Source organism: Microcystis viridis FACHB-1342 (assembly GCF_014698335.1).
GTDB classification, from domain to species: domain Bacteria; phylum Cyanobacteriota; class Cyanobacteriia; order Cyanobacteriales; family Microcystaceae; genus Microcystis; species Microcystis ichthyoblabe_A.
On the sequence record NZ_JACJSV010000074.1, the window covers coordinates 1 to 23672 of the forward strand.

General features: G+C 41.9%; 11 protein-coding genes and 1 tRNA gene. 3 read left to right on the top strand and 9 right to left on the bottom strand.

The genetic code is table 11. The annotated features are described in order from the left end of the window. Nucleotides 1-224 precede the first annotated feature (224 nt). Nucleotides 225-3998: a CHAT domain-containing tetratricopeptide repeat protein gene (locus tag H6G40_RS19195; RefSeq protein WP_190538149.1), complete on the bottom strand. Its 3774-nt coding sequence runs from the start codon at nucleotides 3996-3998 to the stop codon at nucleotides 225-227. Nucleotides 3999-4081: 83 nt separating this feature from the next. Here H6G40_RS19195 and H6G40_RS19200 point away from each other — a divergent pair, with 83 nt between their 5' ends. Together H6G40_RS19200 and mrdA are read left to right on the top strand one after the other, a co-directional pair. Next, a complete protein-coding gene (locus H6G40_RS19200) occupies nucleotides 4082-5191 on the top strand; it encodes an S-(hydroxymethyl)glutathione dehydrogenase/class III alcohol dehydrogenase (RefSeq protein WP_190538150.1) in 1110 nt (369 codons plus the stop codon). Nucleotides 5192-5788: 597 nt separating this feature from the next. Continuing rightward, a complete protein-coding gene (gene mrdA / locus H6G40_RS19205; RefSeq protein ID WP_190538151.1) occupies nucleotides 5789-7663 on the top strand; it encodes a penicillin-binding protein 2 in 1875 nt (624 codons plus the stop codon). Here mrdA and H6G40_RS19210 read toward each other — a convergent pair. The 8 genes from H6G40_RS19210 to H6G40_RS19245 all read right to left on the bottom strand — a co-directional run bounded on the left by H6G40_RS19210 (nucleotide 7660) and on the right by H6G40_RS19245 (nucleotide 22364). Next, nucleotides 7660-8466 carry a radical SAM protein gene (locus H6G40_RS19210; RefSeq protein WP_069473817.1) on the bottom strand — a complete coding sequence of 269 codons (807 nt, stop codon included), beginning with the start codon at nucleotides 8464-8466 and terminating at the stop codon, nucleotides 7660-7662. The two genes, mrdA and H6G40_RS19210, sit on opposite strands and share 4 nt — an antisense overlap. A 19-nt stretch (nucleotides 8467-8485) precedes the next feature. Then, nucleotides 8486-8577, bottom strand: a tRNA-Ser gene (locus H6G40_RS19215). Nucleotides 8578-8638: 61 nt separating this feature from the next. Then, nucleotides 8639-9346, bottom strand: a complete 708-nt coding sequence (locus H6G40_RS19220; protein ID WP_069473818.1) for a DevA family ABC transporter ATP-binding protein — start codon at nucleotides 9344-9346, stop codon at nucleotides 8639-8641. A 20-nt stretch (nucleotides 9347-9366) separates the two neighbouring features. Beyond that, entirely contained in the window at nucleotides 9367-10530 is a 1164-nt protein-coding gene (gene devC / locus H6G40_RS19225) for an ABC transporter permease DevC (protein WP_069473819.1), read from the bottom strand. A gap of 22 nt (nucleotides 10531-10552) precedes the next feature. Continuing rightward, the gene (locus tag H6G40_RS19230; protein ID WP_069473820.1) at nucleotides 10553-11860 is read right to left on the bottom strand and encodes an ABC exporter membrane fusion protein; all 1308 of its coding nucleotides are present in this window, start codon (nucleotides 11858-11860) and stop codon (nucleotides 10553-10555) included. 241 nt (nucleotides 11861-12101) lie between these two features. Continuing rightward, complete coding sequence (locus H6G40_RS19235) at nucleotides 12102-12980, bottom strand: class I SAM-dependent methyltransferase (protein WP_069473821.1); 879 nt, start codon at nucleotides 12978-12980, stop codon at nucleotides 12102-12104. A 216-nt stretch (nucleotides 12981-13196) separates the two neighbouring features. Beyond that, nucleotides 13197-14516: an aminotransferase class I/II-fold pyridoxal phosphate-dependent enzyme gene (locus H6G40_RS19240; protein ID WP_069473822.1), complete on the bottom strand. Its 1320-nt coding sequence runs from the start codon at nucleotides 14514-14516 to the stop codon at nucleotides 13197-13199. Nucleotides 14517-14642: 126 nt separating this feature from the next. After that, nucleotides 14643-22364: a type I polyketide synthase gene (locus H6G40_RS19245; RefSeq protein WP_069473823.1), complete on the bottom strand. Its 7722-nt coding sequence runs from the start codon at nucleotides 22362-22364 to the stop codon at nucleotides 14643-14645. Nucleotides 22365-23254: 890 nt separating this feature from the next. On the opposite strand from H6G40_RS19245, the gene H6G40_RS19250 reads away from it, so the two are divergent. After that, nucleotides 23255-23545: a DUF2288 domain-containing protein gene (locus tag H6G40_RS19250; RefSeq protein ID WP_002775585.1), complete on the top strand. Its 291-nt coding sequence runs from the start codon at nucleotides 23255-23257 to the stop codon at nucleotides 23543-23545. Nucleotides 23546-23672 lie beyond the last annotated feature (127 nt).

Sequence of the window (23672 nt, forward strand, 5' to 3'; positions counted from 1 at the left end):
GAAACTATCTCATCAAATTAGTCCCCCCATAGAACCCCCTTGAGCCATCTTGCACACTTTTCTCTTTTTGTCAAATTTTATGTTAAGAAAGATGTGACTAATGGATAGATCAAGGGGGGCAGGGGGGATCGAACCTAAAATCCATTTTTAATTTAATTATAACCAGCTACTTACGTTAACTGAATTGATAGCCGCAAACACGCAGCCTACGCCCAAAACCCATTCTAACCCTCCAGCAAACCCCGCACCTCCTCAACCCCAACCCCCAAAATATCAGCCGCAGCAACGAAAATCTCCTCATCTTGCGTTTGCCGATAAAGAGCAACAAGACGAGGCAAAGAATAGGTTTGTATCATGTAACCATCGTTAAATTCTGCCAAAATTTGTAAGGCTTGCAGGTAATAACTTTTGGCTTGGCTCAATTCCCCAACTTCTTCCGCTACCCTTCCCAACTGGTGCAGGGTTCCAGCTTGCTCATAGCGGGCGCTTTGCGTGCCTCCGGCAGCGCCATATTCAATGTAGATCTCAATAGCTTGCTGGTAGTAGCTTCGGGCTTGCTCCCATTCCCTCAATTCTTGCGCAATGATTCCCAACTGGTGCAGGGTGCTGGCTTGGGAGTAGCGATCCCCATATTCAATGTAGATCTCAATAGCTTGCAGGTAATAACTTTTGGCTTGGCTCAATTCCCCAACTCCTTCCGCTACCCCTCCCAAAAGGTACAGGGAATTGGCTTGGGAGAAGCGATCATCATATTCAATGTAGATCTCAATAGCTTGCTGGCAGTAGCTTCGGGCTTGCTCCCATTCCCCCAATTCTTGCGCTACCGATCCCAAACATTTCAGAATGCTGGCTTGGAAATAGTGATCGCCATATTCAATGTAGATCTCAATAGCTTGCTGGTAGTAGCTTCGGGCTTGCTCCCATTCCCCCAATTCTTGCGCTAGGATTCCGAAATACTGCAAGGTGCTGGCTTGGGAGAAGCGATCCCCATATTCAATTTCGATCTCAAGGGCTTGCTGGTAGTAGCTTTGGGCTTGCTCCCATTCCCTCAATTCGTGCGCTACCGATCCCAAACCTTTCAGGGTGTTGGCTTGGGAGAAGCGATCCCCATATTCAATGTCGATCTCAAGGGCTTGCTGGTAGTAGCTTCGGGCTTGCTCCCATTCCCTCAATTCGTACTCTACCATTCCCAACTGGTGCAGGGTGCTGGCTTGCAAAGATTGCTTCAATTGACTGTAACTTTCACTAATTTGCTTGATTAATTCGAGGCTTTTTTGGTAAATCTCTTTCGCTTTCTGATAATTGTTACTTTTTAAATATTTGCTTCCTGCCTCGTCAATTATACCAATGATTTCTATTGCCACCTGCCCTTGTTTGGCTTCAGGGGGATAGTTTTCAACAGTTTCGAGAACGAACTCTAGGAGCTTTAAATTAGCCTGAGTATCTTGGGTTAGCAAGCAAGAAATAATACCAAGTACGCTTTCTTGCTGATTGAGGGCGATTTGCAAAGCATTAAACAGATTTTCATACTCCCAGCGACAGAACAATATCCCCCACTGCTTCTCTTTCGGATTTTTGGAATTTAGTAAGGTATCAAAATAACTACCTGCCAAGTCTCGGTAATGATTCTTAAAACCCTCCCAAATTGCTGCTTGTGTCTCTGGTGCTAATTCCTTTAACTTCGTCTTCAAGAAGTAGGGAAAAATGGGTTGAATCGTCAGAAAATCTGGCAATTCTTCACTCATCGGCGAAAGCAAACCCCAATGAATCGCTTCTTCAATCGCTGCATCAAATTGGTCAAATTGATAGCCTTGTAAAGGTTCTAATTGCTGTAGTTGTTGGCTATATTGACGAATAACACCCCTGAAAATAACCCCACTAAAAGGTGCTAAACAGAGTAACAACTTCTGCGCCTCCTCCGACAAATTACTGTGGGAATATTCCACACACTTGATGATATTATTAGTCTTATCCTTATCCCCCACATCAGCTAATTCCGCCAACTGTAACCCTTGCCAAATCTCCTCCGGTGACTGTCGCTTCAGATTCGCTAATACCACTTCCATCGCCAACGGATATCCCGCCAACAACTTCATCAAACGTTTAAAATAATCATCCTTTTTAATCGCATTTTTCCGACTCTTCGCCTGACGTTCTAAAATTCTCTCCGCTAATTCAGTTCTCGACTCTTGGTCTAATCCTTGTAAGGGATAGATATTCTCCTTAAAAGTCCTGCGTTGCAGCCAAGTTTCCTCACTGCGAGAACCCAAAATCACCTTCGTTTTTCCCCCGACCAAATTCTTGAGAAATTCGGCGATTTCTTCCCTCTCATTCTCCGGTAAAGTATTCTGAATTGCTAACGGTTGTCCCGTCACCGACTCCAGATTATCTAAAATCAGAATATACGCCTCACTGCGGAGTTTTTGCTCTAGTTTCTTTACTCGCGCTTTCAGGTTCATCGCTTGGAAACTCGCCTGTTCAAAACGATTATAAATTCCCTGACCGATTTCATGGACAATCTGTTCTAACGTCCAAGCTTTTCTATCATAACCAAAATAGAAAATATGGGTCGCCCAGTTGGTTTTCTGCCACCATTCTCGTAGATAATTGAGTAAAGTAGTTTTTCCTGTCCCTCCCATTCCTTTAAGTAAAAGGATATTATGTTTCAGCAGCGCCTTTTCCATCTTGAGAATTTCTAAATCCCTGCCGACAAAGCCGTATTCTGGTAAAGGAAAGACATATTGATTGCCGATATGTTCCCAGTATTTTTCCTCCTCTTCTGGAGTAAATGGACGCAAATTGAGATTAATTTTACCGCGACAATAAATCACCGGTAATAACCAATCTTCTAAATCTATTATCGTATTATAATAGGCGCGGCGTTGCTTATTATTGAATAACTCTAACCGTCCCTTTCGCATCGCTTCCGTTAGGTCTTTTCCGTTCAATAATTGCTGATAAATTGGTTTCATCATCAACTTAGCTGCAGAAACCGTCACCGAATATCCCATCGCCACCACAGCTTGCATTCCCGCAGTCATCAAACGACTTCCTAAACTGGTTTCCCGATAGTCTTCTGATTCCTGGGAAATTTGCTTTGCTGACTGACAAGCATTGAGAATACAAATAGGGATATTTTTCCCAGTGAGTAAATTCGCTAATTCCGTCGCTTCTACCGGAGTCGCTTGACCTTTTTCTTCTCCTTCCAGAAACAGAAAAGCTTTTACTCCCTCATATTCTGCTAAATCCTCCAGTCCCCATCCCCTTTGATAGCGCCAAGAGTCCCCGTGAACCTGTCTTTGGTACTGTTCATATTCCATTAATCCGCCATGAACATCGAAATGAATAACATGATAGTATCCTTCTCCCTTCTCATCCAGATGTCTGGTTAGTGATTCATAAGTTCCGGGACGCAAAATATCAATTTTTACCGGTATTTCACTACTATTTACCAGTTCTACTAAAGGACGGGAAATCGTGCGATAGTTAACATCAGATTCCTCATTAGGACGCGCAATCACCACCAGAAGATTGATAGTAGGATAAGTGGCCATTTGCACCGGGACAACTGTAGCCCCTCGACGCTGGCGGGAGATGATACAATCTATAGAAAAGGGACGCGGTAAATCAGGATCTTTCAGCGCTTCCCAATGTAAAGCTTGAAATTCTGGCGACTGACTTTCGATGATAATTTGCAGTTGACTTAACTGCTTTCGCAAGTCTCGATATTCCCCATAAGCATTTAAATTACTCTGGAAAACCTGTTTAAATAAATTTTCGCCATAGTTTTGGACACTGTTGGCGGCTTTTTGCGCTTTATCCGTCTCTAGCGTCGGAAATACTAACCATTCCTCAAAGTACCATTCTAGGTCTTTTTCTTCTTGGTTAGTAAAGGGGTCAGTAACCGTAATTGGGTAGCTGTTACCGCTATCAAAATTGAGAGTAGCAGTAAAGCCACCATCGTTAATTCCTTCTTCGCGGATGGTGAGGACTAACATAGAGATAAGTTGAGAATTGTTCTATTACAACTCTTCAGCAGTTTAACGGTATTATACTGGAAAAAACCTATTGCTTTGAGCCTATGGATGTTCGAGCGGCAGTTGCCCTAGAAGCAGGAAAACCCCTAACTATTGAAACGGTAAAATTAGCCGCACCGCAAGCGGGGGAAGTGTTAGTAGAAATCAAAGCCACGGGAGTTTGTCACACCGATGCCTATACTCTCTCTGGAGCCGATCCTGAAGGCTTATTTCCCTCAATTTTAGGCCATGAAGGGGCCGGAATCGTGGTAGAAGTGGGAAAAGGTGTCACTAGCCTAAAAGTGGGGGATCATGTTATTCCCCTATACATTCCCGAATGTCGTCAGTGCGAATACTGTCTCAGCTTTAAAACCAATCTCTGTCAAGCAATTCGTCTTACCCAAGGTCGGGGAGTAATGCCGGATGGAACCAGTCGTTTTTCCCTCGATGGTCAGCCTCTTTATCACTACATGGGAACCTCGACTTTTTCTAACTATACCGTACTGCCGGAGATTTCCCTAGCCAAGATTCGCCCCGATGCTCCCTTTGAAAAAGTCTGTTATATCGGCTGCGGAGTCACTACAGGTATCGGTGCGGTGATTAATACCGCTAAAGTGGAACCGGGGGCAAAAGTGGTGGTTTTTGGTCTGGGAGGTATCGGTTTAAACGTTATTCAAGGGGCCCGTTTGGTGGGAGCCGATATGATTGTCGGGGTCGATATCAATCCCCAGAAACAAGCTTTAGCGACCAAATTCGGGATGACTCATTTTGTTAATCCCCAAGAAATCGAGGGGGATTTAGTGGCCTATCTGGTGGATTTAACTAAGGGTGGGGCCGATTATAGTTTTGAGTGTATCGGCAATGTCCAGATTATGCGTCAAGCTTTGGAATGTTGCCATAAGGGTTGGGGTGTTGCCACTATTATCGGTGTAGCCGGGGCCGGCCAGGAAATTAGTACCCGTCCTTTTCAATTAGTCACCGGACGGGTCTGGAAAGGTACGGCTTTTGGTGGGGCAAGGGGTCGTACAGATGTACCAAAAATAGTCGATTGGTACATGGACGGCAAGATTAACATTGATGATTTAATCACCCATGTTCTACCTCTGGCAAGAATTAACGAGGCCTTTGACCTGATGCGCCAAGGGGATTCTATCCGCAGTGTGATTACATTTTGAACAGGGATAATGTTAGATATAGTTAAGAAACACTTGACAAACTCTTAACTATATGTCTGCGCCAGTTTCCTGACTCTCTTTAACTTACTATAGAAGCGATCAATCTTTGTGTCCTCTGTGTCTGGAGTGGTTCCTTCCACTCCCAGTATTTACTCCGATTTTGTTAAGATATATTGCAGATACCCTGAACTTTAGTAAACAGAGGAGCTAAATCACCTAGTATTGCGTCCTTTTCAGTAAGCAGTAACCAGTGAAAAGACATCAGGAAAGTGCTATTTAAAACTACTCACTTAGAACTCAAATCTGATAAGGGACTTGCGCTTTGATAATGTACCTTTTGGGCGAACGCAGTTCGCCCCTACATTGTGGACAAAATCCGTTACTGTAGGGGCGCAAAGCTTGCGCCCTCCGATCGATCAGGTTTGCTGATCACCCTAAGTAGGGCGAGAGCCTTCGAGATGTTAGGGACTTGCGCTTTGATAATGTGCCATCTGGCTGGTCTAATTCTTCTACAGAGCGATTTTCTGGCTGGGATATTATTCCCACGCAAGTCCCTAACTGATGACTAATAACTTTTAAATTTTTAACTTTAAGCAAATGCGTAATAGCGGACTCCTATCAAAAACCAAAGTCAAACTGAAACGGAAAAAAACGCTCACCTCGCCGACGCGGCCAGCACCGAATAAATTACAGAATAAAACTAAAGATAAAGAGCGTCTAGTCGGTCGTCAGCGTCAGTCATGGCTAATTATGGGCTTAATTAGCCTTGTCCTGCTAGGAGGAGTCGGCTCGCGCTTGGCCTATTTACAACTGCAGCAAGGACAAATTAACCGAGAAAGGGCAGAAAATAATCGGATTCGCATTCTTCCCAAACCTCCAGTCCGGGGCAACTTATTCGATCGCAATGGCAAAGTTTTGGCGACAGCCCGTTTAACCCATGCAGCCTATATTTGGCCCAAATCCCAGCGTAATCCCGCCCAAAAACTCAATCTTGACCGTTTAGCCAGTATTTTAGGCATTCCCAGAAGCGACCTAGAAAAACGCATTAACGAAGCGGACGAAAACCCCTCCACCCTGATCCGCATCGCTAGGGGTTTAACTCCGGCCCAAATTATCGCCCTAGAGGAATACAAAGACGAATTAACCGGCATTGAAGTGGACGTGGAATCAGTGCGCTACTACCCCAATGGTAAAATTGGGGCGCATATTCTCGGTTATACTGGGGAACTAACCCCGGAGGAATATCAAGCCAAAAGACCCCAGGGCTACCGATTGGGAGATGTCGTCGGTAAAATGGGTGTAGAAGCCGCCTACGAGTCAAAATTGCGGGGAGAATGGGGCGGAATGCAGTTAGAGGTCAACGGATCGGGACAAGTAATCCAAATTCTCGGCCAAAAAATTGCTAAACCGGGGCAAGATGTCACCCTGACACTAGATTTAAAACTCCAAAAAGCCGCCGAGGCCGCTTTAGGAAAACGCAAGGGTGCGATCGTGGCGATCGATCCCCGGGATGGTTCCGTGCGGGCCATGGTCAGTTATCCTAGTTTTGATCCCAATGTTTTCTCGGCCCCAATTACCACCGCCACTTGGAAAAAACTGCAAGCGGAGGGCAACCCGTTTGTTAACCGCGCTCTCCAAGGATTCCCCCCCGCTTCCACCTTTAAAGTCGTCACTGCCACTGCTGGCATGGAATCGGGGAAATTTCCCCCCAATACGGTCTTAAATACCTTTGCTGCCCTTTATGTGGGGGGGACAGCTTTCGGGGAATGGAATCACGCCGGTTTTGGTCCGATCGGTTTTGTCCGGGCCATGGCCATGAGTAGTAACACTTTTCACGGTCAAATTGGTCGCGGGGTGGGGGGACCGACTTTAATTGCCACGGCTCGGCGCTACGGTTTCGGTCAGAAAACTGGGATAGAATTAGCGGAAGAAACTCCGGGGTTAATTGCCGATCGCGATTGGAAACTGCGTAATTTTAAAAACTGGGATTGGTCCGTAGGGGATACGATTAATATGTCGATCGGTCAAGGATTTACCCTGGCGACTCCCCTACAGGTAGCTGTGATGTTTGCTGTCCCCGCTAACGGCGGTTTTTTGGTGAAACCGCACCTTTTACAGGATGCCCGGGATGTTAAGGAATGGCGAAAATCTTTGAACATGAAACCTAGCACCCTAGACACCCTGAGAAAGTCCCTGAGAGCCGTGGTAGCGGAAGGAACGGGGCGGGCCCTATCAGACCCCGCTTTACCGCCTGTAGCGGGCAAAAGCGGCACAGCAGAAGCACCTCCAGGCAAGTCCCACGCTTGGTTTGGAGCTTTCGCGCCTTTTGATAAGCCCGAAATTGTCGTGGTCGCCTTTGCGGAACATTCCGGCGGTGGTGGTGGTAAAGTGGCCGCACCTATGGTACGTCAGGTAATGGAGGCTTATTTTAATGTCAAGCCGAAAGAAGAAAAACCCCGGCCGAAGCCCTAGAGACCTGTGGCGGTAAGCGGCACACAGCGCACGGTAATTCCCGTGGCCGTGGCGATTTTTTCCGCCCAAATCGCCAATATTTCAGCGTTTACGGGTTTGAGAATTTGCATTCCGTCGCTCGCGCTGAGGGGATTATTACCACGGGTTTCTAATTGTCTTTGTCTTGCCCGGGGACGGGTCGGGGTGTTAAGTTGAATTTCATCCGGTTGTAGCTGTTGCATCAAATCGATGTATCGGTCTTGATCTTGGGGCGACCAAGAGGCCAGTAGCATGGTTTGAATTGCTAGTTTTCCCGACCATTCTTGGCGAAATTGTCTTAATCCCGACCAACAACTCTGCCAATCCAGGCCGGGGACTGGACGGTTAACCCGTCGCCATTGGGACTCGGAAACAGCATCGATTTTAGCGGCGACGATATCAGCTTTGCTCAAGTCTTGACGCACTTGGGCATCTCCCAAAAGGGTACTATTGGTTAAGACCGCCACCGGCCGCTCGGTTATTTCCTTGACGGTGGCCAGTATTTCCCCTAAATTGAGGGCGAGGGTGGGTTCCCCGCTACCACTGAGAGTGACTATATCCACGTCCCAGGGGGCAAAGGCACTTAAATCGCTGCTAATTTGTTCGCTGGTGATAAAAACTCTTCGTTGCTCGGTTTTTTGCTCAATTTCTCCTAACTGACAGTAGGCACAGTTAAAGGAACAGGTAGAAACTAAACCAATCGGATCGATGCCCAAGGAACTGCCGAAACGCCAAGAGGCAACCGGACCATATACGGAGCAGAAATAATCTTGGCGAGCAGTCATCGAAAATACCGAAAGAAGACGGAGAGGGAGGGATTCGAACCCTCGGTACGGTCTTACGATTCGTACAACAGATTAGCAATCTGCCGCATTCGACCACTCTGCCACCTCTCCAAGATGACATTACTTTAGTCTAACATGAAAGGCCACTTTTTGGCAAGTAATTTTTGGGCAGTTAATCGCCTAAACGACCATCCTCCATATTGACAATGCGATCGGCGATGTCGAAAATCCGGTTATCGTGGGTGACAAGTAAAATCGTGCAACCTTGTTCTTTTGCCAATTTCTGCATGATTTCCACCACATTGCGCCCGGATTGTTTATCTAAGGCCGCAGTCGGTTCATCGGCGAGGACTAATTTGGGATGACTGACGAGGGCACGAGCGATCGCAACCCGTTGTTTTTGTCCCCCAGACAAATTTTCTGGGTAATAATCGACTCGGTTTCCTAAGCCAACTGTTTCTAAGATCGCTTGTGCTTTGATGTCTAAATCTTCCTGAAGAAATTCTTCATGAAGTTCCAGAGATAAGCGAACATTTTGTTTAGCAGTCAGAAAACTCATTAAATTATGTGCTTGAAAAATATAGCCAAGTTGTTTACGAAGCTGGGTTAATTGGTTTTTGCTTGCTCCATATATTTGTTGTCCCAAAATTTTGAGACTCCCTTCTTGAGCGGAACGTAACCCCCCCATCAGAGTTAGTAGGGTAGTTTTGCCGGAGCCGGAAGGACCTGTTAAGATGACAATTTCTCCTAGATTAATATTAAGAGTAATATCAAATAATACCTGTTTACGCAGTTTTCCTTCGCCAAAATAGTGATTAAGAGAATTGATAGATATAACAGGTTCTAATGAAGTTACAGATTCAATTTGCAGCATTTCCATAGTTGTAACTATCCTCGAAACTAAAAAATATCAGCTGGGTCAGCAGAACGCAGTTTATTCATGGCGATCACCCCAGAAACAGCACACATAGTAATTGTCAATATTAATACCATGACAGCACGACTAACCTTCATCATAATTGGTAATTGAGTAGCACTATAACCAAGTTGATACAGTCCGATCGAAAAGAAAAAACCTGGAATATAACCTAAAATAGCTAATAATAATGAAGCCTGTATTAAGACACCGAGTAAGTAGCCATCACTGTAGCCCATAGCTTTCATAGTAGCATATTCTGGTAGGTGATCTGATACATCAGCATAAAGAATCTGATAAACAATTACAATACCAACAATAAACCCTACCATTACCCCTAAACCAAAAACAAAACCAATCCCTTGAGCTTCCCAGTAATTAATCTCATTTTGAGCTAATTGAGCCGGAGTAAACACTTTCACATCTTTGGGTAAATTAGCTGTCAATTGTTCCTGAATTTTTTCAAGAGAAGCTCCTGATTTTAACCTAATCAAACCCATAGATATTCTATCAGGTTTATTATCAGGAAAGAGGTTAAGAAAAGTCGAATCGCTGGTAATGACATTCCCATCAGTTACAAAAGAAGCTCCTATATTAAATAAACCTATCAAATCTACTGTTTTATCATTCATCTGGATTTCTACATTTCCTTGCTGTTTGAATGAATCAGTCATTGGTCCGTATTCTGGTCGAGATCCTTGATCAAATAGGATTCGGTTGAGTTGGTTTAACTGTGATTGATGTGACTTAATTTCTGTAGGGAGAAAAGGTGGATTAACAGGATCAATTCCCCAAACTAAAATATTGCGATTGATTTGAGTTTCAGGATTGCGCCACTGAGCAAACCCTATATAGATAGGTAAAACTGATTCTACCTGTTCATAAGCGAGGGTTTGAAATAATCGTTCTCTCGGAAATTGTTTAACCAAGTATAGGGTTTGAAACTGAGAGTTTACTAAGACTAGATCCGCTTGTAAAAGTTGATGAGATTTCGCAGCACCATCAAACAAAGCATCTAACATTCCCAATTGGAAAAACATAAGAATATCAGCAAAGGCAATTCCAGCGATCGCAACGCTAAGACGAATTTTTTCTTTCATTAGCTGAAGTAAGGCTAGGGGAGTTTTACGAAACAGTTTCTTTGGCATATATTGGCTCAATATTAAGGGTTTAAGAATTAGGATTGTCAACTTGTATTTCTACTTGTACTTGCAAATTAGTTAAGCTGGCTACCCGTTGACTATCTTGAGAATTGAGAAGGATTTTGACTTCTATGACTCGGCGATCTAGATTTTCTCCTGGTTGACTACTAAAGACATTTTGCCGATTTACTTGTAAACCAATTTGAGAGACAGTCCCCTTTAATTTACCCGAAAAAGCTTGGCTAGTAATGACAGCTTGTTGTCCCAGTTTCACTTTATCAATATCAGTTTGATACACCTCTGCTACAGCCACCATATTATTTGTTTGTGCCAGTTCTAGCAAACCAGAATCACCAATTTTTTCGCCAACTCGCGTATGAATTTTGAGAATTTGTCCGTTAATAGGACTCTTGATATAAACTTGATTTAAGTTGGTTTCTGCTTGTTGTAAATTAGCCACAGCATTATCAACTTCTGCTTGCGCTATTTGTAGATCAACTGGACGAACTTCAGCCACTTGATTAAGGGTAGCTTTTGCTTGTTGAATTTGCTGTATTCCTGTTGCCTTAGTACGCTCTAAGTTAGCTTGAGCTTCGGCGATCTGTTCTTGATAAGTGGTAATAATACGTTGTAGATCTGCTTGCGCTTCTTTGAGACTTTCTTGCAGGGTTTTTTGATTGAGACACTTACTATCATAATCAGAACTAGATACGACTCCATCTTGATATAACATCTGATAACGTTGACATTCAGTTTTAGCATTTTCTAGTTCTGCTTGTAAACGGGCAATTGTCGCTTTTTGTGTGGCTTTTTCTCCCTGTAACTGTGCTTGTAGTTTGGCTATAGTTGCCTTTTGCTCTCTAGTTTGTCCCTCTAAATCAGCTTTAGCCTTTTCTACCATCGCTTTTTGAGCATTAATCTCTCCAACCTTTGCCCCTGCTTTAACTTGAGCTAGACGCGCTTGAACTACTTTTAACTGTTCTTGATTTTGTTTAACTACTGATTGTAAACGGTTACGAGAATCTAAAATCGCAATTACTTGTCCTGTTACTATTTTATCTCCTTCTTTAACTAATAATTGTTCTATGCGATCGCCATCTAAAGGCAAGGGAGCATCTAGACGGATAACTTCACTTTCTGGTTCTAATCTTCCTAATGCTGCTACTTTGGTAATAGGGGGCGTTGTTGCTTTTGATTCAGAGGGCGATGAATTATTCCATCTGAGGGGGAAAACTTGATAAACTCCCCCCACACTGGTGATAGTTGTAGCAGCAATAGCAATGGCTAAAATCCAGCGTAAAGGATGATAAGACTTGGATAATGAATCATTTTTCATAGCTATTTCTTTCGTTGTTTTTGCTCTAGATAACTGGTAATCATGTTTAGGTTTTCTCAACTACTGGATTATATTATATCACACATCCATTATAAATAATTTGTACAGAAAATAGTGAGCCTTTAGATACTTTCATGCAGCTCATTCTTGGCTGGTTTTCATCAAATATCAATGATTAAAACCAGCCAAATTGTCATCAATAAGTCAGATAAAAACTTTGCTTATATCTGACCAAATTTGTTTAATTTTTGATCGCTACTAATGCACAAAATTTATGCCTAACTACCACGGGATTTTGAGAGTAAAATCTCTGATTGGCGTAACTAACAAAAGTCTCAAAGATTTGAGGTATTAAAGCCGGATCTAAGGCATCGATAAAACCAGCAGATGCCACAGATTTTAGCATATAATCAGCTATTTGCTCTCCATTAACACAAGGAATAATAACTTCACCATTCCATGCGTTTTGTGATTTAAGATGACCATGACCAAAAGTTTTAATCAAGTAATCGTTATTTTTAGGAAGATTGATATTTATATTTTTGATCATTGCATGAGGATAATCCATTAAAACCTGGGTGAATAGATCAGAAACATCTTTTAAAGAGGAAGAGGTATTGTCAATCATTCCGAAAAAACCACCTGTTTTTAGCACTCTTTCTAGCTGTTGTCTCAAGCGAGTATGATTCATATAGCAAGTTCCCCAACCACAAACCAAACCATCGAGACAATTAGAAGATAAACTATCTAAAAATGAAAGGCCATCTAACTGAACAAAGCGAATATTGTTCAAATTTTGATTCACAGCTTTTTCTTGATTTTTTTCGAGCATTCCAGCCGAGAGATCCACAGCAATTATTTGACCTGTTTGTCCAACTGCGTGAGCTAATTTGGTAGTAAAAAATCCAGTACCACAAGCAAGATCGACAATAACTTGGCCTTCTTTAACTGGTAATTTTTCCCAAAGTTCTAAAGCACTACTGCCAAGATTCCGAGAGTAGTAATCGTCGAAAGACACAGCCCCTTTATCATAATCAGCAATAGGGTTAGAATTCCCTTGGCTTAGTTTTACCTTAGCAACTTGATAGAGCAGCTTTGGCATTTTTAAAAGTCTAGTCATTTTTTTGCCTCTAAATGAGTAAAATCAAATAAGAATAAAAACGAGAAAGAGAAAAAAACTAGAGAACGCCGGATTAGAATGAAAAACCGGATAAGTGGTCAGACAAAAGTAAAGTTAACCGTGGGAGTCAGGAGTCAGGAGTCAGGAGTCAGCAAGAATTGCCAGAATTACATTTCTTAAGACAGACGACAGAATTTATGTCCGACTACTTAGCTATTAGCTTTGAATCTTTTTCAATTCATCAGCAACCGTTTCAACCGTAAAACGAATTTCTTCCTCACTATGAGTACAACTCATAAAAAACCGCAATCTTGCTGTTTGTTCTGAGACAGCCGGATAAATCACCGGTTGAACATTAATACCACGATAGAAAAGAGCTTGAGACAGTTGAATACATTGCAAAGAATTGCCAATAATCACGGGAATAACCGCAGAATCATAGCTTAATCCTGTATTAAGTCCCCTTTCTTTGGCTAACTGGAGAAACAGTTTTGCCCGTTGATGCAAAAGTTCTACACGCTCAGGTTCTACATTTAATAATCGAATGGCAGCTAAGGCAGCAGCGGCATTAGGCGGAGAAATGCCAACACTATAGACAAAACCGGGAGCAGTGTATTTGAGATACTCAATCAAAGCATGGTTGCCGGCAATATATCCACCACAACTAGCGAAAGATTTACTTAAAGTTCCCATCCATAAATCTACATCTGTAGGGTTAACTCCGAAATATTCTCCAATACCATGTCCTGACTTTCCAAGTACACCAATAGAGTGAGCTTCATCAATCATTAAAGCCGTCTTATAACGTTTCTTAAGTTCAATAAACTTAGGTAAGTTGGCAATATCACCATCCATGCTATAGACTCCTTCAATGATAATCAAAGCTTTTTCATAGCTGGAACGTTTGTCTTTAAGAATTTGTTCAAGAGATTGCCCATCATTGTGAGCAAAGGAGAACAAATTTGCTCCTGAATAAAGACAACCCTGAACAACGCTATTGTGACTCAGTGCGTCATAAACAATCAGATCATTGCGTCCAAAAAGATGACTAATAGTAATAACATTAGTAGAGTGTCCTCCCACATAAACGATCGCATCTTCTACTCCCAGTAAATTAGCAATTTCCTGTTCTAATTCTCGGTGGATGGGTTTTTCCCCTGATGCTACACGACTAGCTGAAACAGAAGTTCCATAACGATCAATAGCATCTTTGGCTGCTTGAGAAACCTTGGGATCTCCTGACATTCCCAGATAGTTATAGGTTGAATAATTAATCAATTCTTGCTCACCAATTTGGGTGATATTGCGAGCTACTCCTTGATGAATTTTGAAGTAAGGGTTTTGTAAACCAATTGCTTCAAGTTGCATCAATTGCCGCTTCATTTGCTGGTAAGCTGGCTGTTGATCAAAGTTAGAAAAATCAACTAAAGTAACTGTATCTGAATTAGCTTTTTCCTTTTGTTGTCGCAATTTTTCAATGAGTTGAAGTTTTTGCTGAGAGGAAAGATTATTTAGAGTTTGGCTAGTATTAGTCATTGTCGAATCTCCTTAATTAAGAGTATCTTTGTTCAATCTTTTTTCATCTGTAACTTGCTGATTTGGATTTCATCCCCCGCTAACCCTACTGGGTGTAACAGGGGGAATCATACCAACATTTTCCCATCAAACAGAACTTAAGAGCGCCTCAATTTCTTGGGTGGTTAACTGATTGAGTTGAGCTAACAATTCTTCATCAACTTGATTGATTACAGGGTCAGGAGAAATGGAGACTTTCTCTATTAATTGTTCATTCACGAAAATGGCTAGAGTGGTAACGGTAACATCTTCAACAAATTTAGTTAGAGGAATATCAACTCCCAAATCAACACTTAGCTTAGTTTTCATTTCAACAGTCATTAGGGAGTCAAAACCAATTGTTTTTAGGGGCTGATCTAGATGAATTTGAGCAGCATCTGTCCCTATACTCTTAGCAACTAAACCTTGAATGTAAGCAAGTAAAAGCAAAATCCTCGAATCACCGGAAGACTCTTGCCACTGAGACAGAATTGGCGACTGAGTAGCTGATAATCCATCATATCCTCCTACATCTTGTGCAATTTGAGTCAATAGAGGAAGATTAAAGGGATAAGATGCTATAAATTGTGGCCAATCAACGGATAAAACCCCAATTTGAGCTATATTTTCTTGAATTAATTCACCGAATATCTGTAACCCTTGCTCAATTCTGATGGGATTAATGCCTTGAGCAAAAAAGCGATTGTCTAAATTGGCTGCCATACCCACTCCAGACCATGGACCCCAGTTAATACTTAGTCCGGGTAGTCCTAAACTCCGGCGATAGTGAGCTAGAGCATCCATGAACGCATTAGCTGCGGCATAGTTACCTTGACCCGGTGAACCCATTAATGAGGCTATGGACGAGAAACAGACAAAGAAATCTAAAGGTAGATCCCAACTAAAACAATGTAGATTCCATGTTCCTGTTATTTTGGGAGCCATAACACGGGTAAAACGTGGCCAATCTAGTTGTGATAAGAGTCCATCATCTAACACTCCTGCTGCATGAACAATTCCACGCATAACGGGTAAGGATACTGTCATTTTCTGGAATAATTTTTGAACATCCTCTTGTTTAGAAACATCAGCCTTGATGATAACTACCTCAGTTCCTGCCTGTTTCCATCGTTCAATCAATGTGATAGCTTCTGTATTTGGTTCACTTCGTCCAGTGAGAACTAAATATTTAGCACCTTGAGAAACCATCCAATCAGCTATTTTTAATCCTAATGCTCCTAAACCCCCAGTAATTAGATAGCTGCTATCAGGGCGTATTTTCTCTTGTTGACTTGTGCTGTGGGCACTATGTCGCACCAGTCGAGAAACATGACGGATTTCTTGACGATAAATCACCTGATTTTCGCTGTCAGGAGCTAATATTTCCGCTACAAGTAGGGATTGGTTAGCATTGGGTGATGCTTCTAGATCCACACATACACATTGTAATTCTGGATGTTCTAGGGCGATCGTTCGGCCAAGTCCCCATAAAGGCGCTTGTTCAATAGCTAAGGATGTGTCTGAGGGATCTAAAGTTTGTGCACCTTGAGTAACTAACCACAGACGGGGTAAATTTGTACCTCGTTTTTGAGTTAAAGCTTGAACTAGAGACAAGACACTACCACAGCCTATTTCTTGCGCCTTTTGTAAGGCTTCTAGAGATAAATCTGTAGATGAATTATTCTCACAACTCCATAAATGAACTATTCCTTTTAAGGGAGGTTTATTTTCTAAGCTCTCTTGGAAAAGTTTGGTAAAATCATCGGTAACAAGAGGATTAACTGTATAACTTTCTGGGTTTAGCTTTTGATAGTGAGAGCCAACAGAAACGATAATACAATATTCACCTAATTGTGTTAGTTGATTAGCTAAAGATGAACCCATTCCATCACCCTTGGTAAACAGTAACCAAGTGCCAAGATTTTCTGCTCCGGTTAAAGGTAAGTTCAAATCACGGTTTTGTGGTCGCCAGACTATTTCATATAACCAGTTTTCTGTCTCCTCTTTTTGCACAACTTGCCCCAGTTTTTGAGAACTAATACGCTTAACTGATAATCCTTGAATTTCGGCAAGCAGTACCCCACTGTCATCAAATAAATCCACATCTGCGGTGATGGTTTGGGAAGGCTCAGAAGAGTCTTGATTTAACTTAACTCTACTCCATAGATGAAGGGGTACAGAACCATAGACTTGATATTGCTTTAAACCCACAGGTAGGTAAGCATCGCCAGAGTCTTCTCTTGATAAAGCCGCCCCTAATGCTTGTAAACTAGCATCCAGTAAAACGGGATGTAATTTGTAGTTACAAGCTTCATTAACTAAGGGTTCTGGTAACTGAATCTGTCCGAGAGCCATTCCTTCATACTGCCACAGGTCTGTAATGGCTTGAAAACTTGCTCCGTAGTCCATTCCTCGTTGTTGTAATTGTTGATAATAATCTTCAACATTTACGGATTCAAGAGAATCAATTGATAAGTTTTCTAAGTTGACTGGACTGGGTTGAGTAATATCTGTTACTTTGATAATTTTACCCAAAGTATGAAGTGTCCAAGAATCGCCAACAGGATTAAGACTAAAAATTTCAAAGGTATAAGTCTGGGAATCTTGAGGAGTCAGAATTAACTCGATGTCTTTGACTTGATTACCCTCGAAAAATAAGGGATGCTCAATCTTCACATCTTCTAGGCTGATTGAGTCGGATTTAAAAACATTGATCCCAGCGACAAGAGCCATTTCTAAGTAAGCAGTAGCAGGGAAAATAGTGGTTGCTTGAATCTGATGGTGTTGAATATAATTGGGACAATCTTGACTGATTTGAGATTCAAAGATAATTGGTTTTAGTGGCAAATGTAACCGTTTTCCTATTAAAGGATGAAGATGTCCATTGCCATTGCTAGAGTATAACTCAAATTGCTGAGTACCCTGAGGATTGTTGTGAGAAATATGTCCTTTACCATTGGTTGACTCAACTCTTGTAGTGGAGCAGTCGGACAATATACTGCCATGGCAATACAATTGTCGGCTAAATTGATAAGTTGGCAGACTCAAACGATGATAGGAATAATCTTTTGAAAATCCAGTCCAATTTACAGGTGTTCCTTTAACATATAATTCTGCCAAACTTTGTAACATTTGTTGCCAATCTGATTTTCTAGATCGCAAACTTGGCAACCATACTCCCTTGCCTTCTGGAATACAATGACTTCCCATTCCTATTAAAATGGGTTGGGGACCAATTTCTAGATAAACCTCATAACCGTGGCTCGCTAGTGTATTCATTCCTGCGGCAAACTCTACGGTCTGGCGAATATGATTTACCCAATAAGAAGGCGTAGCTATTTCGGCTGTCGCTATTTTACCAGTGACATTAGAAATTAAGCTAATATTTGGTTTTGAGTAGGTGATTTCTCGGGCAATTTTGGCAAACTCGGTCAATATTGGCTCCATCAAAGGTGAGTGAAAAGCATGAGAAACTTGTAAGGTTTTTGTCTTCACCCATTCGGTATCTAAATTAGCGACTACTGCATCAACGGTTTGACTGTCCCCAGAAATAACAATGCTAGATGGCCCATTAATAGCAGCGATAGAAACCTGTTTTTCATAAGAAATAATGGCACGTCTGACAGTTTCTTCGTCGGCAGTAACTGCTACCATTTTACCGTTAGACGGTAATGCTTGCATTAAACGACCTCGATAAGCGATGAGTTTTAACCCATCTTCAAGACTGAACACCCCGGCAATGCAAGCGGCCGCATATTCTCCTACACTATGACCCATAACTGCACTAGGTTCAATACCCCAAGATTTCCATAATTGAGCGAGTGCGTATTCTATGGCAAATAAGGCGGGTTGGGTGTAAGCTGTTTCATCTATGGGTGAGTTCTCTCCCTCTTGAGGATAGAGAATAGATAGCAAAGGTTTGTCTAAATAGATACTAAGAATCTCTTGACAGTGTTCAAGGGTTCTACGGAAAGTAGGTTGAGTCTCATAAAGTTCCCGGGCCATATTGATATATTGTGACCCCTGACCTGTAAAAAGAAACGCAATTTTCTGGTGCTTCTGGTGCGATAGTTCACCGGTCAAAATTCCCCCAGCTTCTTTGCCCTCAATAATAGCCTCTAACTGGGATTGTAATTGAGTTAAAGACTCAGTTTGAATAGCTAAACAATGATGAAAATGCGAGCGCCCCACATCAGCACTAAAGCAAAAGTCTTGTAAGTTGATTTGCGGATTTGCTTGAAGATAATTGTGATAACTTGATACTAATTCTCGCAAAGATGACTTAGTTTTAGCGGTAATAGTCAAGATAGCAAGAGATGGTTTATTTTGCTCTTGCTCCAAGGTTTCCGGAACAAATTCTTCTAAAATAACATGAGCATTAGTGCCACCAAAACCAAAAGAAGATACCCCAGCTAATCGCCCTTTTTTACCCTTTTTCCAAGGCTGTAATTGAGTAGGAATAGATAAGGAAGTTCCTTCTAGAGAAATATAAGGATTGAGTTTTTGCAAATGAAGGTGAGGAGGAATTTCACGATTTTGTAAAGCGAGGCAAACTTTAATCAGTGCGGCAATTCCTGCGGCTGCTTCGAGATGACCAATATTAGTTTTTACAGAGCCGATCCAACAGGGCTGATCTAATTGACGATCCTCCATTAATACTTCTTTGAGAGCATTAAGCTCAATCGGATCCCCTAAAGATGTACCTGTACCATGAGCTTCCACGTAGCTAATATCTTTGGCGCTTACCTGAGCTTTGGCTAAGGCTTTTTTAATAACAGCTTGTTGAGCTTGTTTATTGGGTGCAGTTAGTCCATTACTGTGACCATCTTGATTAACTGCTGAACCGCGAATAATTGCATAAATGCGATCGCCGTCTTGAATAGCCTTCTCTAGGCGTTTGAGGATAACCACCCCACAACCTTCGCCCCTTACATAGCCATTAGCACGTTCATCAAAGGTTTTACAGCGACCATCAGCGGCTAACATCCCTGCTTTTGAGAAATTAATAGTTAATTGGGGAGATAGCAGCAAATTTACCCCGGCTGCTAATGCGAGATGACATTCCCCATCTGTTAAGCTCTTACAAGCTTCGTGGACAGCAACTAACGAGGAAGAACAGGCCGTATCTATAGCTAAACTAGGTCCATGGAAATCTAGAAAATAAGATAAACGATTAGCCGCCACACAAAAAGCGTTACCCGTGCCATAGTAAGTGCCTATAGACTCATTATCTTTAGATAACAAGCGAGCATGATCATCACTACTGATGCCAACAAATACACCTGTTTGACTCCCTGCTAAAGTTTCGGGGGCAATACAAGCATTTTCGAGAGCTTCCCAACTAACTTCTAAGAGAAGTCTTTGCTGGGGATCCATTTCCACTGCTTCCCGAGGTGAGATGCCAAAAAATTGAGGATCAAAATCATAAACATTATCTAAAAATCCACCATTTATGGGGTTTAAATTGCCCAGTTCTTGATGATTCCATCTTTGAGAAGATAATTCTGTTATTGCATCCCCTCCTTGGCGTAATAGTTGCCAGAATGCGTCTGGAGATTTAGCTTGAGGAAAACGACAGCCAATACCGATAATAGCGATCAGCTCATTTTGAGGTTGTGATGAGGTTTTTTGAGCGACTGTGGATGAAGTTGTAGCTAGAGCTTCAGAACTTAATCCATTTAGGGCTAAATAGTGAGCAACCGCATGAATGCTAGGATATTCATAAACCAGCATAGGAGATACACTTTTCCCCAGCCATTGCTCAAGCTCTCCCGAAAGACTTACTGCCGCTAAAGAACTCAGTCCATAACTTGCTAAGTCTTGTTGAATATCTATTTTTTCTGGTGCTATTTGCAAGATCTCTGCAACTTTTTTAATTAGCCACTCTTCAATTGCTTCTTGAGTATCGGACACAATTTGATTCTGACTGACCTCAGAGAATTCTTCAACAACCTGATAACTTTTGACTTGTTTTAGCAGAGAGTTAATATCTGATTTAAGCTGCTTAAATCCATTCTTATGTTCAGGATTCTTACTCCAATCCCCAATCACATTAAGAGTTCCTGCTAGAAAACTAGCTCGGCAAGCTTGACGTTGAATCTTGCCACTAGATGTCTTGGGAATACTTGCTGTTTTCAGCAGTGCCACGGCATAAACATCTAGTTGATGTTCTTCGGCAACAGAGCGAATAATTTGCTCAATTACCGCTGGTGAGTCTAATTTACGCAGATAGCTTCGTTCGACTTCTTGAACAACTACTAGCCTTTCTTGACCAGCAATTTCCACTGAAAATACTGCTCCACACCCTTGCCGCAATCCTGGGTGACTTTTTTCGACGGTGGATTCAATATCTTGAGGATAATGATTACGTCCTTGAACAATAATTAAATCCTTGATTCTTCCTGTGATAAATAACTCACCAGCCAGTAAAAATCCTAAATCTCCTGTCCGCAGAAATGGCCCAACCTGGGTATCAGCTAAATAAGCTTTGAAAGTTTCTGCTGTCTGTTCGGGTCGATTCCAATAACCCTGAGCTACACTGTCACTAGATACCCAAATTTCCCCTATTTCCCCATCTCGACATTCAGTTAAAGATTCAGGATTTACAATTACAATTTTTTCTGATAACCAAGCGTGACCACAACCAACTAATAATTGAGCATTCGGGTGTTGAGAGTTAATAGTAACGGCACTATTTTCTAAAAGAGCTAATTTATCAACTGCTTCAATCACAGGAGATTGGCTTTTAATTCCCCCCGATACAAATAGAGTAGTTTCAGCCATCCCATAACAAGGATAAAATGCCTCTCTCTTAAAACCATAATCAGCGAAAGTATTAGCAAATTTTTCTAAGGTAGCCGCTCGAACAGGTTCGGCCCCAGTAAAAGCTACATCCCAACAACTTAAATCCAGATTTTCTCGCTCTTGAGGTTTAATTTTATCAGCACATAATTCGTAAGCAAAATTAGGACCGCCACTACTGGTAGCGTTGTAGCGAGAAATAGCCTGTAACCATCGGAGCGGTTTTTGGATAAATGCTTCTGGGGGCATAATCACACAAGGAAATCCGACGTACACTGGTTGTAATACGTTACCAATTAGTCCCATATCATGGAATAGTGGCAACCATCCTACACCAATAGTTTCGCTTGTATGTCCAAAGGCAGAAGCAATCAGTTTTTCATTATAAAGTAAATTTTTATGACTAACCATAACTCCCTTAGGCATACCTGTGGAACCAGAAGTATATTGTAGGAAAGCTATGTCCTCTAAAGAAAGATTCGGTTTTTGCCAGTTTTCTGCTTGCTTATCCGGGATGTTATTAGTAGCTAGGCAAGGTACTGTTATTAACTCAGGGTCACTCGAAAATTTTTCCTCAATAGTATTTAATAAGGATGTAGTAGTTAAGGCCAGTTTGGCTTGGGCATCTTTAGTTATTGCTTGTAGTCGAGAGAGCTTTTGATTACGTCGGGGAGGATAAACGGGAACGGCAATAACACCCGCGTATAAACAGGCAAAGAAAGCAATGATAAATTCTTCCTCCGATGGATAGAGCAATAAAGCTCTTTCTCCCGGAGACATTTGTAACTGAAGTTGAGCCGCCAAAGCTTTTGCTTTTTGCTCTAATTGCTGATAAGTCAGTCTGGCGGTTTCTGTTTCTCCATTAGCCAAAAAGATATAAGCTGTTTGCTCGGCTTGCTGCAATGCTCTATGGTTCAAGATATCTACAAAAGTAGAAATGTCCTGAAAAATTTCGCCTTTAGATTTTGATTCTACAGATAAACAAAGCATTTTTTCCTCTACAACTGATTTCTGAAGTTCTTTTAACATAAAACTAATTACAGGGCAATCGCACGCACTTCAACATAACCTGACAATTGAGAATGGCAAAAAGTTTTGCTGATACAGGGTTTTGGGTTTTGACCGAATATTTGCTTTAGTATTGCTTACGTCAGGTTTATGACTGTTTCGTTACAAAGCAAAAGTCTGAAACGTTTGCATGGTCAATGGTTGAGGCCAAGCTGTATCTGTCAAGAGGTCTTTTTATGCGATTACCCTATCCCTCCTCTGGGTTCACTTTACCTAAACTCAATAAAGACTGCTTACTGTTTTTTATTTTTACCGCTCCTATTTTTATCTTAGCGGCTTACCCTAAGTAAAAATACTCAGTTAAACAAAATTTAATTATTTAATTGTCAAGTCCAGTAGTAATTTTGTAACCGTTCAGGAGAGGTGTCAAGCCGCCAGTGGCATTGACTCTGTGGAAGGACTCTCTTGGGACAGCAGAGAAGGAGAAGCACTGCCTTTCTTTCCCAGGGGCGCGAATCGCTTCGGTCATAAGGTTCTAAGCACAATTAATTACACATCTGAGCCGTCAGCCGTCAGCTTTTTCAGTGATCAGTAAACAGTGATAATTAGGGTTTGCGGCAAAAAGTTTTTCTTGGGGGCAGGGTGTGGGGTGTGGGGTGTAGGGTTTTACCGATTTTCAGGTGGTCAACTACCTAATTTTCAGGGAAAAAGTACCTGAATTTTCCCCCTGCTCACTCCCAGTCTGGTACTTTTTGATTGACAAAAAGTCTAAAAGTCTTACCCAACAAGGTTTTTAGATTTATTCAGCCAACCCTAATTACTGTATATGGAAATCGGCTGTCCCTTTGCCTGTATGCTAGAAAGAGGAGCTAATTCGTTATTGAGCGAGCTTTTTCGCAAGGATTGACAGTATGGGTAATATTCACGAGCAGTTATTAGAGGAATTAGCCGAAGTGGAGTGGAGTGACTTGATCCCCCATGCTCAAAGGGATGCGCTGATCCTGGTTTCCGATTCCCTCAATTTAATCGAAGTGGCAGAAGCGATCGCTGGTGATCAGGTTGCTCAAGTGCAGAATTGGATCGGGGAAAAACTACTAGAAAAACCGACACAAGAGCAGTTAAGTGATTGGAATTCCCATCCCGATAACCTTTTTAATACACTAATCGTGCAACCTTTTGTGTTAATTCAGAGCATAGCTTAGATAAAACCAAACCCCCCAATCTTGTGGGATTGAGGGGTAGGAAAGAATAATCCTGGCATCGAGCTATTGTCCCGGTCGGCAACCCGACAAGTATCTTGGCCACGGTGAAGTTTCACAACCGAGTTCG

Coding starts and splice junctions, on each gene's coding strand:
- H6G40_RS19195 (WP_190538149.1), bottom strand. CDS start 3,998: ATGTTAGTCCTCACCATCCGCGAAGAAGGAATTAACGATGGTGGCTTT.
- H6G40_RS19200 (WP_190538150.1), top strand. CDS start 4,082: ATGGATGTTCGAGCGGCAGTTGCCCTAGAAGCAGGAAAACCCCTAACT.
- mrdA (WP_190538151.1), top strand. CDS start 5,789: ATGCGTAATAGCGGACTCCTATCAAAAACCAAAGTCAAACTGAAACGG.
- H6G40_RS19210 (WP_069473817.1), bottom strand. CDS start 8,466: ATGACTGCTCGCCAAGATTATTTCTGCTCCGTATATGGTCCGGTTGCC.
- H6G40_RS19220 (WP_069473818.1), bottom strand. CDS start 9,346: ATGGAAATGCTGCAAATTGAATCTGTAACTTCATTAGAACCTGTTATA.
- devC (WP_069473819.1), bottom strand. CDS start 10,530: ATGCCAAAGAAACTGTTTCGTAAAACTCCCCTAGCCTTACTTCAGCTA.
- H6G40_RS19230 (WP_069473820.1), bottom strand. CDS start 11,860: ATGAAAAATGATTCATTATCCAAGTCTTATCATCCTTTACGCTGGATT.
- H6G40_RS19235 (WP_069473821.1), bottom strand. CDS start 12,980: ATGACTAGACTTTTAAAAATGCCAAAGCTGCTCTATCAAGTTGCTAAG.
- H6G40_RS19240 (WP_069473822.1), bottom strand. CDS start 14,516: ATGACTAATACTAGCCAAACTCTAAATAATCTTTCCTCTCAGCAAAAA.
- H6G40_RS19245 (WP_069473823.1), bottom strand. CDS start 22,364: ATGTTAAAAGAACTTCAGAAATCAGTTGTAGAGGAAAAAATGCTTTGT.
- H6G40_RS19250 (WP_002775585.1), top strand. CDS start 23,255: ATGGGTAATATTCACGAGCAGTTATTAGAGGAATTAGCCGAAGTGGAG.